The sequence below is a fragment of the Parvimonas sp. D9 genome (assembly GCF_035282565.1).
GTDB classification, from domain to species: domain Bacteria; phylum Bacillota; class Clostridia; order Tissierellales; family Peptoniphilaceae; genus Parvimonas; species Parvimonas micra.
On the sequence record NZ_JAYKBM010000007.1, the window covers coordinates 27,697 to 46,572 of the forward strand.

Genomic DNA, 18,876 nt, shown 5'->3' on the forward strand with positions numbered 1-18,876 from the left:
GTGGGAATTTCTTTGCAAAGTACTATGCCGTGAAACATTTTGTTTTCTATTATATTTTAATTTTCTCAAAAAAACCAACGGATTTCCGTTGATTTTAGTTAAAATTTATTTACTTTTATCTGCTATCTTATAAATCAAGCAAATATACAGTCTCTGGACTTATTACACCATTTTCAGTATGAATCATCCAATCACTCACATAATCTATAGAATATATCCCCTCATCACCTTCGTGTAAATTAGGAATATTATAAGGCTCTTGAGTCAATCTTGCCTTAAAACTATCTCCTTCCATATAAAGAGCCTCAAACCAAATATGTTCACGATTTTTACTATCCAAATTACCTTCTTCGTCTATTGTTTCAAGACCTAACTTAATAATAATGCCAATATCTTTGCAGTTTTGTTTTTCCTTAAGCATTCTTTCGACATAAGAAAATCTTTCTCTCGCCAAAGAACTCATTCTAGCAGTTTCTTCATTGCTTAAATAAAATATAGGATTATTCTCCAACTTTTCTGTAAACTCTGAAGGCTTTCTCAAACGCTTTTTATTAAAATCCTCTTCACTTCCATAAAGGAAAAGTATATTTGTTTTAGAATTATGAGAGTCCTTTCTATCTTCAATACCTCCGAGAATATCCTTAGGATAATACTTCAAAGAATTTATCCATTTTTTTGATGTAGCAACTATTGGTTCTCCATCATAAAAAACTCCCATATTTATAGTTTCTTCACCAATTTCATTTCCATCATCCTCTTCAACAGGATTGTTTTCATCTAATAATCTACAAGCATAACTTGAAATTAAATCATAATGTGTTCTGGAGTCGTCCTTATTTGAACCCAAAATCTCAATTTCATGTAAATTACATCTACACAATCCATGTGTATGTAGCCACACTTCATTTTCATCATAAACTGCTTGAACAGTATATAAACTTGTAGGAGAAGGAAGTACATTTGATTTAGCTGCTAATTCAACCCATTTTTTATTTAATAGTCTTTCAGCACTTTCATCACAAAGAGCAACCATTTCCGGAATCATAGCATAGATAAGCTTAAGCTGTAAATGATAACACTTTTTAGGATTACCTTCAAACTTCATATAAACATTTAAAGCTTTCTTTACATTTAAAATTTGTTCTTTTTCCTCTTCTGTAAAATATTGTAGTTGCCATTGATACATTTCTTCTGTATAAAAATCTCCAACATAAAATCCTACATCATATTCTACTCCATCATATAATATAACAAGTTTTCCTGGTAAATCTTCACTTGGCATAATTTTTTCTTTAATTTCAATTCCATCTATGGCTTTAATATTATCAAAAGTATCTTCAGTAATTGTGTAATTTTCAGGTGCTAAAGCCAACATATATGAAAATTCTTCCCAATAAGCAAGGGGAGCTTCTTTAATTAAAGTAGGAGAATACTCTTCATTAGAATGCTCTTCATTTTTTTCCTTTGAACCATTAAATAATCCATTAACAACCTTTTTAAAAAAACTCATTATTTTTCTCCTTTTATATTAATACAATCAATGTCAGTATATCATAATAATTGAGTAGATTCAATATTTTTTCGTATTAAAGATATTGTAATTTTATAAAATTATTTTTCGTTTTCATTAGCTTATTTACCTTTCACGTCTAGCTATTAAACGAAGGTACTTTCCTTATACGTCATCTCGACTGTAACGAAGCGAAGGTGAGTGTAATGGAGAGATCTCATACTTATTCTTGTTTACAAGAATAAGTGAATGTATCGTAGATACATAATAATATTGAATTTTCCTAATTTTTATCCAAGCAAAATAGACTATAAAAGTTGTTTTAAGAATCACAGGGCTTTATGAGATTTCTCCACTCCACTCTACTTTGCTACGCTTCGTTTCGTTCCGGTCGAAATGACGTGTTGGGGGCTTTCCTTTGCTAACTGCTATGACGTGAATTATTTTACGTTATAAAATTACTTATTATTTTTCGAAAGTTTATTTACTTTTAACGTCTAGCTATCAAACAGAAGTTCTTCCCTTATACGTCATCTCGACTGTAACGAAGCGAAGCTGAGTGCAATGGAGAGATCTCATACTTTTGCGTTAACAAAAGTAAATGTATCGTAGATACATAAATTAAGAAAAACTATTCAAAATTTCTTTCAGAAATACTATTGCTTGTGAACAAGCAATAGTTGAGATATTCAGGCTAATTTTATCTAACGATACAATTAGCCCGTCAGACCTACTTTTGTTTACAAGCAAACAAAGTTAGGGCTAGATTGACTGCACTTCGCTATGCTACGTTCCGCTCAAGATGACGTTTTGGTAGCCTTTTTTCACATAGTATTATGACGTGAAATATTTTACTTTACAAAATTATTTATTATTTTAATCAAATGATTTTTTTCATTGACTCTTTATAATCAGCTTAGGAATATTAAAAAATTTAACCACCTTGTGAGTCATATTTATTTACTCCAATTTTGAAAGCAAAATTTGCAATGCTAAATAAAACTGCTATCCAAATAATTTGCATTAAAAACACATATAAAATATCTCCTGACTTTCCTTGTAAAATCATTACCGGATAATAATATATATAACTTATTGGTAAATAATTTAAAAATTGAAATTTCTCAGTTAATAAAAATAACGGAATCATCTCACCACTAAAAATCTGTATTACTATCCATACTATATCCCTAAGACTTAAAGTATTCTCAAACCAAAAGGATAGAATTCCAACTATTTCAAATATGAAAAATAAGATTGTAAATCCTAGCAATGCAGAGATAAAAAAGTAAATTATGTTTAAAAATATTAATTTTTCACCTGTTTGCAAGAATAAATTTGCTATCATTATTATTAAAAATCCAAGTGGAAATGAAATAATAAAATTTGCAAAATTCTCAAAATATTTTTTCTTAATATATGAAATGGGAAGTAATAAGTATCTATCCAAATCACCACTTCTTATATCTTCATACACATAATAACATACTGTTCCGGCAGGCATCATTATTGATTTTAATATCAAAATTGAAATGTAATACATTATAAAAAACGAAAACTTAAATTCTCCCAATTTTTGATATTCATTTAGCCAATAAATCATAAAAATATAAATCATTATTTGAACGGGAAGCGTTGAAATCATCATAATTACATTTAGAAAATATTCTTTCATCTTCTTTAATTCTAAACTTATCAAAACAAAATATTTTTTCATTTTAGCCTCCATTTGATGTATATTTTAATATAGCTTTCTTGTGTATAAATTCATATAACAAGGCAAAAATTATTAAAATAATAAGTTCAAAAACCAAAAATTTAAAATTATCTGCCCTTCCAAAGAAACACATTGTAGGATAATAAGAAATTAATGACATTGGTATAACATAAGTTAAAATTATTTGAATGAATTTTGGGAAAATTGTTAAAGGATAATTTTTTGTAATATTTAAACTGAAAATCAACTCACGTAATCCCTCAAATCTATCAATTAAGAAAGATAACATTGTAAGGCTTCCATAAAATAAGTTAAGTATTAAAACTCCGATAGCTAAAAAAACAATAGCCATTAAAAAATTAAATATACTAAAACTTATTTCATAAGCAAAAATTATAACAAAGAAACCAATAATAAACATTAAAAATTGTTGTATCATATAGACTATCGGTATATTTTCAATTAAAAATAAGAAAATATCTCTTCTTGGAAGTATAAGGTATTTATCATAGCTTCCATCATTTATACAATAAGGCAAATCCCTATATCCAAAGAAAAATCCACCCAGCGAATCTGCAAGCAAAGCAAACATATTTAAAACCATAATTTCTTTTATTCCATAAAGTCCTATTTCTCCAAAGTTGGTAGTTAAAACTAACCAAAATAGTAAATTTAGAACAATACTAAGTAATGCGTATATAAAAGTCATAACGGTATGAATTGGATATATAGTAACTAATTTTAGAGAGTTTTTAAGTGAAATTAAAATTAATTTTCTCATCTCTTATTCTCCCCGTAAAATTTAATTAACAAATCTTCTAAAGACTCATCAGAAATATTTATATCTGAAACCGAATTTTTAACCAAAAATGATACAATTTCATTTACTTTATCTGCAAGAACAACAAGCTCAATCTCATCTCCATCAATCACTTTTTTTGAAATACTTTCCAAATATTCCATAGAAATATTATTCTCATTTTTAAATCTAATAATCTTATCGGACTTAACATTATTGAATAATTTTTTATCTCCGTCAAATACGATTTGACCATTATCCACAATTATTAGCCTACTGCATAATTTTTCTATTTCATCAATATTATGTGTTGTTAAACAAATTGTAGTATTCGAGTTTTTATTGAGATAATCTAAAAATGAAAGTATTTCATTCTTAACAACTATATCAAGACCTATCGTAGGTTCATCCAAAAATATAACTTTGGGATTATGTAATAATGATGCACAAAGTTCACATCTCATTCTTTGTCCAAATGATAATTTACGAACAGGAGTATAATATAGTTCCTTTAAATTCAGAATTTCATTATAATAATCAAGTCTTTCCTTAAAAGTTTTATCGTCAATTCCATAGACTTCCTTATAATATTTCAAAGAATCCTTAACAGGTATATCATAAAGCAAAATTGATTTTTGCCCCATAACAACACCGATACTTTTCAAAAAGCTATTCTCTCTTTTACATGGTACAAACCCATTAACCCTTACACTTCCACTTGTAGGCTTTAATACTCCGGACATCATTTTCATTAATGTACTCTTTCCTGCACCATTTAATCCGATAAGTCCAATTTTTTCTCCTTGATTAATAGAAAAGGAAACTCCTTTTACTGCATTCACAATATTAAAAGGTTTAAATAATCCCTTTCTAATATGATAATTCTTCGTTAAATCTTTTACTTCTATCATAACATTCCCCATCAAAATATTTTTAAAGTACTCTTTGATTTTTTTTTAATAAGATAACTTACTATTGAATTTGATAATAACACACTAATAATTTTATTTCAAGTAATTATACTATTATCCTTTGTTAAAAATAGAAAAATTACTATAATAATTAGAACACTAACTATAAACTAAATATAATAAATTCTAAGAAAATAATTATTTTCTTGATAATAACAAATTCTTAAAATAATATTAAATCAAAAAAATCAATATAAATAACGAATTATCCCTTAAGATATGTTAATTTTTAAGCTATAATTTTGTATTTAATAAAATAGGTTTATCATTTTATTTCTTAAAATAAGGTCCATGATTCAAATAATGTTTCTATTGAAAATACATAATAATATTGAATTTTCCTATTTTTTATCTAGCTAATATAGACTATAAAAATTGTTTTAAGAATTACAGGAATTTATGAGATTTCTCCACTACATTCCGCTATGCTACATTTCGGTCGAAATGACGTGTTGGGGGAATTTCTATACAAAGTATTTTGATGTGAATTATTTTATTTTATAGCCTATCTTTTTAAATAAAATTATATGATTTTTTATTATATTTTTTCTACTATATTTATAAAGATAATTTGATGTTTATCTACTTTTAACGTCTAGTTATTAAACGAAGATACTTTCCCTATACGTCATCTCGAGCGTAGTCGAGAGATCTCATACTTATTCTTGTTCACAAGAATAAGTAAATGTATCGTAGATACATAATAATATTGAATTTCCCTAATTTTTATCCAAGCAAAATAGACTATAAAAGTTGTTTTAAGAATCACAGGGCTTTATGAGATTTCCAGCGCAATTGTATCTAAAGATACAATTACCCCGTCAGACCTACTTTTTGTTGTTTATGAATAAACAACAAAAGTTAGGGCTAGATCCACTCCGTTTCACTCCAGTCGAGATGACGTGTTAGGAGCCTTTATTCACATAGAATTATGACGTGAATTATTTTATTTTTTATGCAACTTTTAAATTCATTTTTTAAAATAATATTTAATACTTATTTACTTTTAACGTCTAGATATTAAACGAAGGTACTTTCCTTATACGTCATCTCGACTGTAACGAAGCGAAGGTGAGTGTAATGGAGAGATCTCATACTTATTCTTGTTTACAAGAATAAGTGAATGTATCGTAGATACATAATAATATTGAATTTCCCTAATTTTTATCCAAACAAAATAGACTATAAAAGTTATTTTAAGAATCACAGGGCTTTATGAGATTTCCAGCGCAATTGTATCTAAAGATACAATTACCCCGTCAGACCTACTTTTTGTTGTTTATGAATAAACAACAAAAGTTAGGGCTAGATCCACTCCGTTTCACTCCAGTCGAGATGACGTGTTTAGGAGTCTTTATTCGCATAGTATTATGACGTGAATTTTTTATTTTAAACCAACAATCTTTCCTAAACAAAAAATCAACGGTTTTCCGTTGATTTTTCTCCTAAATTTACATATTTAATTCTTCTCTAAATTTTGCAAGGGCTTTTTTTTCGAGACGACTTACTGTCATCTGTGAAATGTTTAGCTCTTTTGCAAGGGCAACTTGTGTTTTTTGTTCAAAATATCTTCCAAGTATTATTTGTTTTTCAACTTCAGTTAGTTTTTCTAAAGTTTTTTTAATAAAATCTTGATTGTCAACAAAGTCAAATTCTTTGTCTTCTTCTCCAACAATATCAATTAAGTTTGTGTCCTTGTCTTCACTATCTGAATTTTCAAAACTTTGATCTAATGATTGAGGTGTATAAACTTTACTAGCTTCCATAATTTCCAACACTTCTTCTTCAGAAAGTTCTACATAATCTGCAATATCCTTAATTGTTGGAGTTCTTCCAAGCTCTTGTGTTAAATGATATTTTGCATTATTAACTTTTTTAGAGTTCTCTTGTATTCTTCTTGGAACCCGAATTACCCAACCCTTATCTCTGAAATATCTCTTTATTTCTCCGACGATAGTCGGCATAGCAAAACTTGAAAATTCAAAGCCTTTTGAGATGTCATATCTATCTATGGCATAGATTAATCCAAGACTTGCAACTTGGAATAGATCATCGTAGTCAATTCCACGATTTACATATTTTTTAGCTAAGATTTCAGCCATATATAGATTTTTTTCTATTAATTTGTCTCTAAGTTCTGGTGTGGGATTTTCAAAATACTCTTTAAATAGAGCTTTTATTTGTTCTGAGTCCGGTTTGTTATATACCTTTTTCATTTTTTTATCCTTTATTTTTAACTAAAAGTACACTATTTTCTCTGAATTCTACTTTATCAACTAAATTCTCCAAAATTAGTAAAGCAAATTTATTTTCTTCTTTTTCTTGAATGTCCGGCTGAAAAACATCAGGCATTACTTCAATTGCAACTTTATCTTCAAAAACGTCCATACTGATTTCAAAAAATTCACTTTCATCTACAAATAAATTCATAACTTCAGAAATTGAAACTTTTAAATCTTCAATATTTTCAATATTCATAGAAATTGTATTAGCTATAGAAGATATTGAAAGCCTTAAAGTTGAAATATATTTTTTTTCTGAAGGAATTTTTACAAATATTTTATCCATAATTACCCCTCGATTTCAAAAACTTTATCTAAGTCAGTTATAAGGAAGATTTTTTTGATATGTGGTTTTAAGCCTGTAATAACAAGTTTCTCTCCCTTTTCTTTTATGTTTTTGTAGATACTTATAAAAGCACCTAGCCCTGTTGAATCAATATATGAAAGATTTTCACAATTTACTATTATTTTTTTTACTCCTTGAACGGAATTAACTTTTTCTTTAAATTCTTTATTGGAATTTATATCCAAATCGCCTTGTAAATCAACAAAAAGCAATTCTCCGTCTTTTTTTAAATCAACTTTTAATTCCATAGCATCTCCTTATTCAACATCATTTACATATTTTGCAACTGCAACAATTTTATCTTCATCTTTATTTACATCTTTTATTATAACACCTTGTGTATCTCTACCTTTTACAGGTATGTCTTTAACAAGAAGTCTTATAATTCCTCCACTTTGTGCAAGTACGATAATTTCATCACTTGGATTTACCATTTTTGATGAAACTACAAAGCCCGTTTTATCAGTTACTTTATAAGTTTTAACACCTTTTCCGCCTCTGTTTTGCACTTTGTAATTTGAAGCTAAAGTTCTCTTTCCATAGCCATATTCAGAGATTACAAGTAGATGTTTTCCTTCAGAAGCAAGATTCATTGAAACAACTTCGTCGTCTTTATCAAGTTTAATTCCTCTTACACCCTGTCCTGTTCTTCCTATCTCTCTAATATCTGAAAGTTCAAACTTAATCGCAAGTCCTTTTTTTGTAACCAACATAGCTGAATCTTCAACTGTTGAAACTCTAACTTGGATTAATTCGTCATCGTCAACTAAATTAATCGCCTTCATTCCAACTTTTCTAATCGCTTTGAAAAGTTCAACAGATGTTCTCTTGATTGTTCCCTTCTTTGTAGCCATAATCAAGTATTCATCAGATCCGGCATCTTTTACTGGAATTACTGCATTTACTTTTTCTCCGTGCATTAATTCCAAAAGATTTATAATATTTTGACCTTTTGCCTGTCTTTTTCCTTCAGGAATTTCATAAGCCTTTAATTTATAAACTCTTCCCTTATTTGTAAAGAATAAAATCAAACTATGAGTTGAAGTTACGAAAAGACTGTCAACATAGTCATCTTCTTTTGTAGTAAGAGCAACAACACCTTTTCCACCTCTGTTTTGTACTTTGTAAGTATCAGAAGGGATTCTCTTGATGTAACCTTGTTTTGTAAGAGTTATTACAACATCTTCTTCTTTGATTAACTCTTCAATTTCAATTTCATCAAAATTAGGTTTGATTTCAGTTCTTCTGTCATCTCCAAATTTTTCTTTAATTTCTATTAATTCTTCTTTAATTATATTTAAGATTAATCTTTCATTTCCTAAAATTTCTTTAAGTCTTGCAATTTCTTTAATCAAAGAATTGTATTCATCTTGTAATTTTTCTCTTTCAAGGCCTTGAAGTCTTCTTAAACGCATTTCAAGGATACTTTCAGCTTGAATTTTAGTAAATCCAAAACGTTCCATAAGTTTTTCTTGTGCGTCTGAGTAAGAAGCCCTGATTATCTTAATTATTTCGTCGATATGATCAATCGCTTTTAAAAGTCCTTCAACAATATGTGCTCTGTCTTCAGCTTTTTTAAGTTCAAATCTACAACGTCTTGTGATTACATCTCTTTGATGTTCAACATAATGTCCGATTAATTCCTTTAAATTTAAAACTTTAGGTTCACCATTTACAAGTGCAAGGTTTATTACCCCAAAAGTAGTTTGCATTTGTGTATGTTTATAAAGATTATTTAAAATAATATTTGGATTAGCATCTCTCTTTAATTCGATTACAATTCTAATCCCTTTCATATTACTTTCATCTCTAAGATCCGAAATTCCTTCAATTCTCTTATCCTTGATAAGCTCAACAATCTTCATAATCAAATTAGTTTTATTAACTTGATAAGGAATTTCTGTAACTATTATTCTAGTTTTATTATTATGTTCTTCAATATTTGCAACTGCTCTTACAGTAATTTTTCCACGTCCTGTATGATAAGCCTGTTTAATTCCTTCAAGTCCCATAATATTTGCACCTGTTGGAAAATCTGGACCTTTAACGAATTTAATAAGTTCATCAACGGAAATATCAAAATTGTCGATATATTCGCAAGTTGCATCAATTACTTCATTTAAATTATGTGGTGGCATATTTGTAGCCATACCAACGGCGATACCAGCTGCACCATTTACCAAAAGATTTGGAAATTTACTTGGTAAAACAACCGGTTCTTTTTCATTTTCGTCATAGTTCGGTGCAAAATCAACTGTATCTTTATTTATATCTCTTAACATTTCAAGAGCAAGTTTTTGCATTCTAACTTCCGTATAACGAGGAGCGGCAGCACCGTCTCCGTCAATAGTACCAAAGTTACCTTGACCGTCAACAAGAGGATAACGCAAGTTAAAATCTTGCGCAAGTCTAACTGTTGCATCATAAATTGCAGAGTCACCATGAGGGTGATATTTACCCATTACTTCCCCAACAAGTCTTGAAGATTTTTTATAAGGCTTGTCTGGTAAAAGTCCAAGACCTTGCATTGCATAAATAATTCTTCTATGAACAGGCTTTAAACCATCTCTAACATCAGGCAAAGCTCTTGCAACAATAACACTCATGGCATATTCAAGGTATGACTTTTTCATTTCCTTTTCGATATCTACATCGACTATATTCATTTTATTTTCTATATCAGCCATCTATTCCTCCTATGCGTCAATATTTTCAACATATTTCGCATTTTGTTCTATAAATTCACGTCTCGGTTCAACCTTATCTCCCATAAGAGTTGAGAAAGTTTCATCTATTGACACAAGTTCTTCATCATCAATATTTACTTGTAGGAAAAGTCTGTTTTCAGGATTCATAGTTGTTTCCCAAAGTTGTGCAGGATTCATTTCCCCAAGACCTTTATATCTTTGAATTCTATGTGAATCACGACCAAGTTCATCTAAACTTGCTTGTAACTCTTCATCAGTCCAACAATATTTTACAACCTTAACACCTTTAATAATTCCATAAAGTGGTGGTTGAGCTATATATATATGACCTTGTTCGATTAATTCTTTCATATAACGATAGAAAAATGTTAAAATCAAAGTTCTAATATGTGCACCGTCAACGTCGGCATCTGTCATTATAACTATTTTTCCATATCTTAAATTATCTAAATTAAAATCTTTTCCAATTCCTGTTCCAAAAGCAGTAATCATTGATTTTATTTCTTCATAACCTAAAATCTTGTCAATTCTTGCTTTTTCGACATTCATAATCTTACCTTTAAGTGGTAAAACTGCTTGGAATTTACTATCTCTACCTTGTTTTGCAGAACCACCCGCAGAGTCCCCTTCGACAAGATAAATTTCATTTACAGAAATATCACTTTCCTGACAGTCGGATAATTTACCGGGTAAAGTCGTATTGTCAAGAATGGATTTTTTACGAGTTAAATCTCTTGCTTTTCTTGCAGCTTCTCTTGCTCTTGCACTACTTTGTGCCTTTTCTATAATAATTTTACCAACTTTTGGATTTTCTTCCAAGAAAGTCATTAAATTATCATATAAGAAAGTTTCAACGATACCACGACTTTCACTATTTCCAAGTTTTGCCTTAGTTTGTCCTTCAAATTGTGGATTAGGAAGTTTTATTGAAACAATTCCGGTAAGACCTTCTCTTGTATCGTCCCCTTGAAGATTTGCATCCTTATCCTTAATTAAATTGTATTTTCTTCCATAATCATTTAAAGTACGAGTTAGAGCAGTCCTAAAACCTACTAAATGACTTCCTCCTTCAGGAGTATGGATATTATTTGCAAAAGTTAAGACATTTTCGGAATATCCGTCTGTATATTGCATAGAAATTTCAACTTGTGAATCGCCTCTTTGTCCTTGAAAATAAATAACTTCGTTATGAAGATTATTTTTATTTCTATTCATATACTCAACAAAAGATTTTATTCCACCTTCATAATGAAAAGTTTCTGTAAAATCTTCTCTTTCATCTGTAAAAATAATTTTAACACCTTTATTTAAAAATGCCATTTCTCTAAATCTGTTTCTTAAAATTTCTTTTTCGTAAATTGTTGTATCAAAAATTTCAGAATCAGGTTTAAAAGTTATTATTGTTCCAGTTTCTTTTGAAGTACCTACAACTTCAAGCTTTGAAGTTGTATTTCCCCTTGAAAATTGTTGTTCATAAAGTTTTCCATCTCTTTTTACATTTGCAATAAGCCATTCTGAAAGAGCATTTACAACAGAAACCCCAACTCCATGAAGTCCCCCTGAAACTTGGTAAGCATTGTTATTGAACTTACCACCGGCATGTAGAATTGTCAAAACTGTTTCAAGTGTTGATTTTCCAGTTTGTGGATGCACTTCTACTGGAATACCACTACCATTATCTTCAACTCTTACAGAATTATCTTCAAAAATTGTAACTGTAATTGTATCACAAACACCTGCCAAAGCCTCATCTATACTATTGTCAACAACTTCATAAACTAAATGATGAAGTCCTTTTACTCCTGTTGAACCTATGTACATACCAGGTCTAAGTCTAACTGGTTCAAGACCTGTTAAAACCCTAATGTCTTTCGCCCCGTAATTTCTAATTTTTTCTTTACTCATTTTTTCCCTTTCTCGCTTTTTCCATTTCTATAACATTAATATTCTTAAAATTATTTACAAAAGATTTATCTGTGGTCGTTATAAAGACTTGATTATCCGTTAAATATTCCAAAATTTCATATCTTCTATCTTCATCCAATTCACTAAATAAATCATCAAGTAGAATAATCGGTTTTACTCCCTTATACTCTTCAAAAATATTTTTTTGACACATTTTAATCGTAATTATAATATTTCTCTTTTGACCTTGTGAAGAAAAACTCTTCGCATCATTGCCATTTAGAATAAATTTAAAATTTTCCTTATGAATACCAAAACTTGTAATTTTATTTTCACTATCAATTTTATAGGACTTAGAAAAATTTTCTAAAATTTCCTTTAAACATTCATTTTCCGATCTTTTATGATTTGATAAAATTGATTCATACTCTATGTAAAGAGTTTCTCCCGATAATTGTTGATGAATGAAATTTACTTCCTTATTTATCAAATCAATCAGCTTTTTTCTCTCCATGCTTATTTCATAGCACAAAAGAGCAAGCTTCTTTGTCAATGCATTCATCTCCTGCTTATAAAAACTGGATAAATTCATTCCCTTTAAGAGTAAATTTCTTCTAAAAATGACATTTCTATATAAATTTAATTTTTGTTTATAGCCCTTTGTCATCTTCATAATAAAGCTGTCAAAAAAATTTCTTCTAAAATTCGGACTTTCAGTGATAATCTTAAGCTCATCAGGGAAAAATCCGATAACATTTGAAAAGTCATAAAGCTCATTTACACTCTTAATCTTAATATCATCAATTTTAAAAACTTTTTTCTTATAGTTAGTATATAAAAAGGAAATTTTATTTTCAAATCCTTTTTCTCTTACAAAAGTATCAACTTTCGTAAAATTCTCTCCAAAACTTATAAAATCTTCTTGTTTTGCCTGTCTAAAACTTGACGCAACAAGAGAAATGTAAATTGCCTCCAAAACATTAGTCTTTCCAATTCCGTTTTTTCCGACAAAAACATTTATATTCTCTTTAAACTCAAAAGAAATATCTTTTAAATTTCTAAAGTTGGTCAAATGTATTTTTTCAACTATCAACTCTACCTCTTTTTAACAATCAAATTTACTTCTTCGTCAGCCAATACCTTAACAGTCATTCCGTCATAAATCTTTCTGCCACGTCTTGTTTCAACTTCTCCGTCAACTAAAACTAACCTTTCAGAAATAAAGAATTTAGCATCAGCTCCAGTTTGAACTACAGCTGCATATTTCAACAACGAATCCAATTTTATAAATTCGGTATCAATAATAATTTCTTCCATTTTAAACTCCTAGTATTGAGAATCTTGCAACAAAACAGGTAAAACTAAATAAGTATAATCTATATTTTCATCTTCAGGTTTTATGATACAAGCACCGGCTCTACCGTTAAATGTTATTTCAACAAAATCCTGTTCTATTGTCTTTAATCCTTCTAAAACATATTTTGAATTAAAGGCTATCTTTAAATTATCTCCTTCTTTTTTGATGTCGATAATATCTTTTAAATCTCCAATTTCAGAAGAACCCTCAACCAAAATACTGGTATCATCTATTGTAAAAGTAACTAAATCTCCTTTTTCTGCCTTATAGATAATATTCGCTCTTTCAATCGCATTTATTAAATCACGTCTTGCAACAGTAACCTTTGTCTTATGTTCGTATGAGAATAGTGCCTTGTAATTCAAATACTCTCCATCAATTACTCTTGTTGAAAAGATTGTATTTTCAAAAGTGAAAATCGCACTACCTTTTACAAGTGAAACTCCAACAACAGAACCTTCAGGAACAATTTTTGAAATTTCATTTAAAGCTCTTGGTGGAATTATAACTTTCTTCTCAATATCTTCCTCTATTTTAAAACTTCTCTTTGCAATTCTATGTCCATCAAGTGCGACAAAATCTACATTTTTATTTTCAATTTCAACATCAACACCATTTAAAACTATTCTATAATCATCAATTGCTGCTGCAAAAATAGTCTGTTTAGTCGCAACTTTAAGCAAATTTTCTTGAACATAAAAATCCACTTTATTTTCAAAAGTTGGAAATTCAGGATATGAATAAATATCCATTGCAATTATATTGAATTTTGCATTTTCACTTTGAATAAAAACTTTCTCTCTATCAACCTTTATGTATACTTCATCATTAGGTAATTTTCTTACTATATTAGAAATCATTGAAGCGTTGAGTAAAACTTCTCCCTCTTTTTCAACCTTACATTCAGTTGTAGTTTCAATTGCAAGTTCCAAATCGGTTGACTTTAAAGTTAATCCATTATCCTTTGCAATAAATAAAATTCCTTCTAATATTGAAGTATTATTTTTTAAACTTATAGCCCTTAAAGATATATTTATCAAACTTAAAAGTTCATTTTGCATTATCTTTATTTCCATAATTTTCTCCTTTTTTTCACATATAAAAAATATATAATTTAGTAGTAATAGTAGTAGGGGCTGTGGATATCTTAAACAACCCTTTCAAATGTTTAAATTACAACATTTACCTAACTGTATAACTACTGTATAAATCACAAAATAATTCCAAACTTATGAACATATTAACAATAAAAAAATCTTATAAAGTTATCAACAACTTATCAACAACTTATCAACAGACTTATAAACAGTATAAGTTGAATAACTAAAAATTTCTTTAAAAATAATATTACATTTTTGTAATATTAATCTTCCAACATTTTTTTTATGTTTTCTATATCCTGCTTTACAGATTCTGTCGTCTTTATTTTTTCATCAATCTTTTTAACACCATGCATTATGGTAGTATGATCTTTTTCAAAAGCTGAACCTATATTTCCCAGAGCACAGTCTAACATATTTCTACAAAGATACATCGCAACCTGTCTCGGATAAGCAATTGAATTGGCTCTGTTTTTTGAACTCAAATCGGAAACTTCTATTTTAAAATACTTACTTACAGTTTCTTTTATCAAGTCAATATCCAACTCTCTCCTATTTAGCTCATTAAGTTTTTGAGCTAAAATTCTCTTTACATAATCAACAGTCATCGGAGCATCTTGTTTTAATTTATAATGAGCTAAAACATTAATTAAAGCTCCTTCCAGCTCCCTTATATTCGTCTTTATATTCATTGCAATAAATTCTAAAACTTCATTTGAAAGAGCTATCGGTTCATACTTTACCTTATCTTGTAAAATAGCCATTCTCGTTTCAAAATCAGGAGGCTGAATATCAACGGTTAGCCCCATATTAAATCTACTCTTAAGCCTGTCCTCAAGATTTTTAATCTCCTTCGGAGGTCTATCTGATGAAATTATAATTTGCTTATTTCTGCTGTATAATTCATTAAAAGTATGGAAAAATTCCTCTTGAGTTGCAGTCTTTCCTGCAATGAATTGAATATCATCTATAAGCAAAACATCCACATTTCTATATTTTTTTCTAAATTCTGATTCTGAATTTTGATTTTTATCCCTAATTGAGTCAATCAAATCAATTGTAAATTTTTCACTACTCAAATATAGCACCTTGCAATCAAAATTTTTATGAATTTCATGGCCGATAGCTTTCATAAGATGAGTCTTTCCAAGTCCGGAATTTCCATAAATGAAAAGAGGATTGTAAGTACCGGCAGGATTTTTTGCAACTGCCTCAGCTGCAGCCATAGCAAATTCATTATTCTTACCTTTTACAAAATTGTTAAAAGTAAATCTATCTGAAAAAGTTAAAGAATTGTTTGAAGAAGAAATTTTCTTTAATTTTCCTTTTTTTGCTCCTTTTTCACCGGATTTAGAAAAAAAAGAAGCTTGACCTCTTGAATTTTTAATCGCTTCCAAATAAATTTCATCAGTAGCAACAACAGGTAAAAGCTCAGTTTTTTCTTTAATTATAGGAAAAAGCTGATTATTTATCGCATCTTCAATATAATCTTTAAAATGTCCATTTATAAAAGTTTTAATATAATTCGACTGACAAAGCACCATTAACTTATGATCCTCATAACAAATCGGCTTTAAAACTTCAATCCAAGTCGCAAAACGACTCTCTCCAAGCTTATCTTTAAGTTCATTGCAAACCTCAAGCCATAAGCTGTCAACCACTATTTCATTCTCAAACATAAATTACTCCCCATACTAAGTTATTAACATATTTATCCACAGTGAACAAAATTTTAAAAAGATTGAAATTTAAACATTCTAATAGCTAATTATAAAAAATATTTAAACGAATTAAAAAGTTATCCACATTTTTTAAAAAGTTATATTGTTTATAAAATAAATTGTATTTTTTCAACTTTTGTTAAATTGAAAAATATTTATTAAAAATTAATAAACAATTTATCCACATATTTATTCTACTTATCCACATATTACATTTTTGTAAAAAAATAATTTATAATTAAATTTACATTAGATATTTTAAAAAGCAAACTTAATTTAATCATACTTATCAGTTAAAAAATCTATAAAAATGAAAAGTATGTTATAAAAAACTCTCTTAAAATTTTTACAAAAATTTATTTATCTTTAAAAATTTTTAAACATCTTTTCACAGTTAAATTATACCAAAAATCCAAAAAAAACTCAAATTTATTGCATTTAATGTGCAAATTATTGTAAATATATAAACAAAAATATTATATTAAAAATTTTTTTATAATAAAAACATATTGTAATAGATTTATTTTTATTGCATTATATGTAAACTGTAAAATACAAGTGAAAAGATAAAAATTAAATATAATATTCTTATTAATTTTCTAAATGTATTATTTTCCATTTTTGTTAAACTCCTAGATGTTATATTAATTTAACTTACCAATTAAATTTCAAATTTTGTAGTTTAAAAGCTTGTATTTATAAATTTTTCCCGCTTTCAAAATTACATTATTATTTCAATCTAATGATATCACTTTTTTAATTAATTGTAAATATTTACATTTTAGATTAAAATTAGTTAAATTGCTATGTATCGATGTAAAAAAATTTCTAAAATTTTTGTTTTTTTACTTGACAATTATACTTAAAATAGCTTATAATCTATGGTAGTGTTTTATTGAATAACCTAAAGGTGATTGTAATAAGGAGGTGTCATCTATATTATGAAAAGAACTTATCAACCGAATAGAAGAAAAAGAAGTAAAATTCATGGTTTTAGAAAGAGAATGAGTACAAAAGCAGGTAGAGCTGTATTAAAGAGAAGAAGACTTAAAAATAGAAAAGTTTTATCAGCATAGGCCAACGTTAGTGTGGCCTTTTCTAAAATTCAGCTTTTTATTTTTTGTTTAAAGTTATTATACTTTTCAATTTAGATATTTTTTGTTGTAAGTATGATGAATAGAAAGATGATATATGAATAAGGAAATTAGATTAAGAAAAAATAGAGAATTTCAAACTGTTTATAGACGTGGAAAAAATTTTTGGAATAGAAATTTTACCATTTTTATCCGACCGACAAATAGGAAAAAAGTTAAGTTCGGTGTTTCCGTTACTAAAAAGTTTGGAAAAGCAAATAAACGTAATTTGATTAAGAGAAGAATAAAAGAGATAATAAGACTTAATGTTTGTGATTTAGGATTAGGTTATGAAATGGTAATTTTACCGAAAAAAAACACTTTAGAAATTGATTACATTGAACTTGAGAGGTCTTTGTTAAGACTTATTAATTTTGCTTTAAAGAAGGTTTTAAATTGAGAAAATTAATGATTTTATTGATTAAATTTTATAGAAAATATATTTCCGGTCTTTATGGACATGGGAAATGTAAATTTACTCCGACCTGTTCGGAATATGCGATTTCAGCATATCAGAAATACAATTTTTTTAAAGCAAGTTTTTTAGTTATTTGGAGAATTTTAAGATGTAATCCTTTTGGAAAAGGTGGGTATGACCCGCTAAAGTAGGAGGAATGAATGGCATTTTTAAGAAATTTAATGGGATCTGTATTGAAATTTATTTATGAAGGAGTTGCTTCAATTTTACCTAACGAACCTTCAAGTATTTCATATTTAGCGATTAGTATTATTATAATTTCAATAATTTTTAAGGTTGTACTTTTCCCAATATTTTTAAGTAGTATAAAAAATCAAAAGATTCAGGCAAAGTTTGCTAAGGAACAACAAAAGATAAGAGAAAAATATAAACATGATCAACAAGCTATGAATCTTAAACTTATGGAATTTAATAAAGAGCATGGAATTAAACAACTTGGCGGTTGTTTGCCTATGATTTTCAACTTGATTTTAGTTTTAGCAATGTTTGCAGTAATGAGAGAGCCTTTGTTATACATTTTTGGGGATGCAAATGCGAATGTTATGAAAAATTTCCTTTGGATTAAGGATTTATCAGCACCGGATCCTCTTTTATATGGACTTCCTTTGATAAATGCAGTTACTCAATACATTTATCTTGATTTGAGTAATAGAGATCAAAAGGATAATCCGGGTGCAAAGTCTATGGAAACTATGAAATATATATTTCCTTTTATAATATTTATTTCAGCCAAGAGTTTCTCTGCGGGTCTTGCACTTTATTGGGCTATGACAAATATTGTAGAAATTTTATTGAGATTAGCTTTGACTGCTTACGAAAATAAAAAAATGAGTAATCAGTAGAAAGGAG

The 18,876-nt window shown here is 28.2% G+C and carries 17 protein-coding genes; 4 read left to right on the plus strand and 13 right to left on the minus strand.

Translation table 11 applies throughout. The features are described 5' to 3' along the window. Positions 1–127 precede the first annotated feature (127 nt). From VJI94_RS06715 to dnaA, 13 genes are all read right to left on the minus strand, one after another. Positions 128–1,510 carry a DUF4026 domain-containing protein gene (locus tag VJI94_RS06715; protein ID WP_324008786.1) on the minus strand — a complete coding sequence of 461 codons (1,383 nt, stop codon included), beginning with the start codon at positions 1,508–1,510 and terminating at the stop codon, positions 128–130. 934 nt (positions 1,511–2,444) lie between these two features. Beyond that, entirely contained in the window at positions 2,445–3,227 is a 783-nt protein-coding gene (locus VJI94_RS06720) for an ABC transporter permease (protein ID WP_324008787.1), read from the minus strand. Position 3,228: 1 nt separating this feature from the next. Continuing rightward, the gene (locus VJI94_RS06725) at positions 3,229–4,008 is read right to left on the minus strand and encodes an ABC transporter permease (protein ID WP_324008788.1); all 780 of its coding nucleotides are present in this window, start codon (positions 4,006–4,008) and stop codon (positions 3,229–3,231) included. After that, positions 4,005–4,937, minus strand: a complete 933-nt coding sequence (locus VJI94_RS06730; RefSeq protein ID WP_324008789.1) for an ABC transporter ATP-binding protein — start codon at positions 4,935–4,937, stop codon at positions 4,005–4,007. The genes VJI94_RS06725 and VJI94_RS06730 overlap by 4 nt, the downstream gene beginning before the upstream one ends. 1,511 nt (positions 4,938–6,448) lie before the next feature. Continuing rightward, on the minus strand, positions 6,449–7,213 hold the full coding sequence (locus VJI94_RS06735; protein ID WP_248111278.1) for a SigB/SigF/SigG family RNA polymerase sigma factor: 765 nt from the start codon (positions 7,211–7,213) through the stop codon (positions 6,449–6,451). A 4-nt stretch (positions 7,214–7,217) separates the two neighbouring features. Further along, entirely contained in the window at positions 7,218–7,565 is a 348-nt protein-coding gene (locus VJI94_RS06740; protein WP_324008790.1) for a hypothetical protein, read from the minus strand. 2 nt (positions 7,566–7,567) lie between these two features. Beyond that, positions 7,568–7,873 (minus strand): STAS domain-containing protein, encoded by a 306-nt coding sequence (locus VJI94_RS06745; RefSeq protein WP_041953165.1) that lies wholly within the window; start codon positions 7,871–7,873, stop codon positions 7,568–7,570. Between the two features lie 9 nt (positions 7,874–7,882). After that, positions 7,883–10,312, minus strand: a complete 2,430-nt coding sequence (gene gyrA, locus VJI94_RS06750; RefSeq protein WP_324008791.1) for a DNA gyrase subunit A — start codon at positions 10,310–10,312, stop codon at positions 7,883–7,885. Positions 10,313–10,321: 9 nt separating this feature from the next. Next, positions 10,322–12,238, minus strand: coding sequence for a DNA topoisomerase (ATP-hydrolyzing) subunit B (gene gyrB / locus VJI94_RS06755; RefSeq protein ID WP_324008792.1), 1,917 nt, complete (start codon positions 12,236–12,238; stop codon positions 10,322–10,324). After that, on the minus strand, positions 12,231–13,331 hold the full coding sequence (recF, locus tag VJI94_RS06760) for a DNA replication/repair protein RecF (RefSeq protein WP_324008793.1): 1,101 nt from the start codon (positions 13,329–13,331) through the stop codon (positions 12,231–12,233). The genes gyrB and recF overlap by 8 nt, the downstream gene beginning before the upstream one ends. A 2-nt stretch (positions 13,332–13,333) precedes the next feature. Further along, positions 13,334–13,555, minus strand: coding sequence for an RNA-binding S4 domain-containing protein (locus VJI94_RS06765; protein ID WP_029949621.1), 222 nt, complete (start codon positions 13,553–13,555; stop codon positions 13,334–13,336). A gap of 9 nt (positions 13,556–13,564) precedes the next feature. Next, positions 13,565–14,671 (minus strand): DNA polymerase III subunit beta, encoded by a 1,107-nt coding sequence (dnaN, locus tag VJI94_RS06770; protein WP_041953172.1) that lies wholly within the window; start codon positions 14,669–14,671, stop codon positions 13,565–13,567. Between the two features lie 287 nt (positions 14,672–14,958). Further along, entirely contained in the window at positions 14,959–16,374 is a 1,416-nt protein-coding gene (gene dnaA, locus VJI94_RS06775; RefSeq protein ID WP_118059254.1) for a chromosomal replication initiator protein DnaA, read from the minus strand. Positions 16,375–17,357: 983 nt separating this feature from the next. On the opposite strand from dnaA, the gene rpmH reads away from it, so the two are divergent. The 4 genes from rpmH (at position 17,358) to VJI94_RS06795 (ending at position 18,869) form a co-directional block, all read left to right on the plus strand. Next, positions 17,358–17,492: a 50S ribosomal protein L34 gene (rpmH, locus tag VJI94_RS06780; RefSeq protein WP_004832453.1), complete on the plus strand. Its 135-nt coding sequence runs from the start codon at positions 17,358–17,360 to the stop codon at positions 17,490–17,492. Positions 17,493–17,607: 115 nt separating this feature from the next. Continuing rightward, positions 17,608–17,949, plus strand: a complete 342-nt coding sequence (rnpA, locus tag VJI94_RS06785) for a ribonuclease P protein component (RefSeq protein ID WP_004832452.1) — start codon at positions 17,608–17,610, stop codon at positions 17,947–17,949. Continuing rightward, positions 17,946–18,158, plus strand: a complete 213-nt coding sequence (yidD, locus tag VJI94_RS06790) for a membrane protein insertion efficiency factor YidD (RefSeq protein ID WP_004832451.1) — start codon at positions 17,946–17,948, stop codon at positions 18,156–18,158. The genes rnpA and yidD overlap by 4 nt, the downstream gene beginning before the upstream one ends. 9 nt (positions 18,159–18,167) lie before the next feature. Further along, a complete protein-coding gene (locus VJI94_RS06795; protein WP_004832450.1) occupies positions 18,168–18,869 on the plus strand; it encodes a YidC/Oxa1 family membrane protein insertase in 702 nt (233 codons plus the stop codon). The last annotated feature ends 7 nt before the right edge of the window (positions 18,870–18,876 follow it).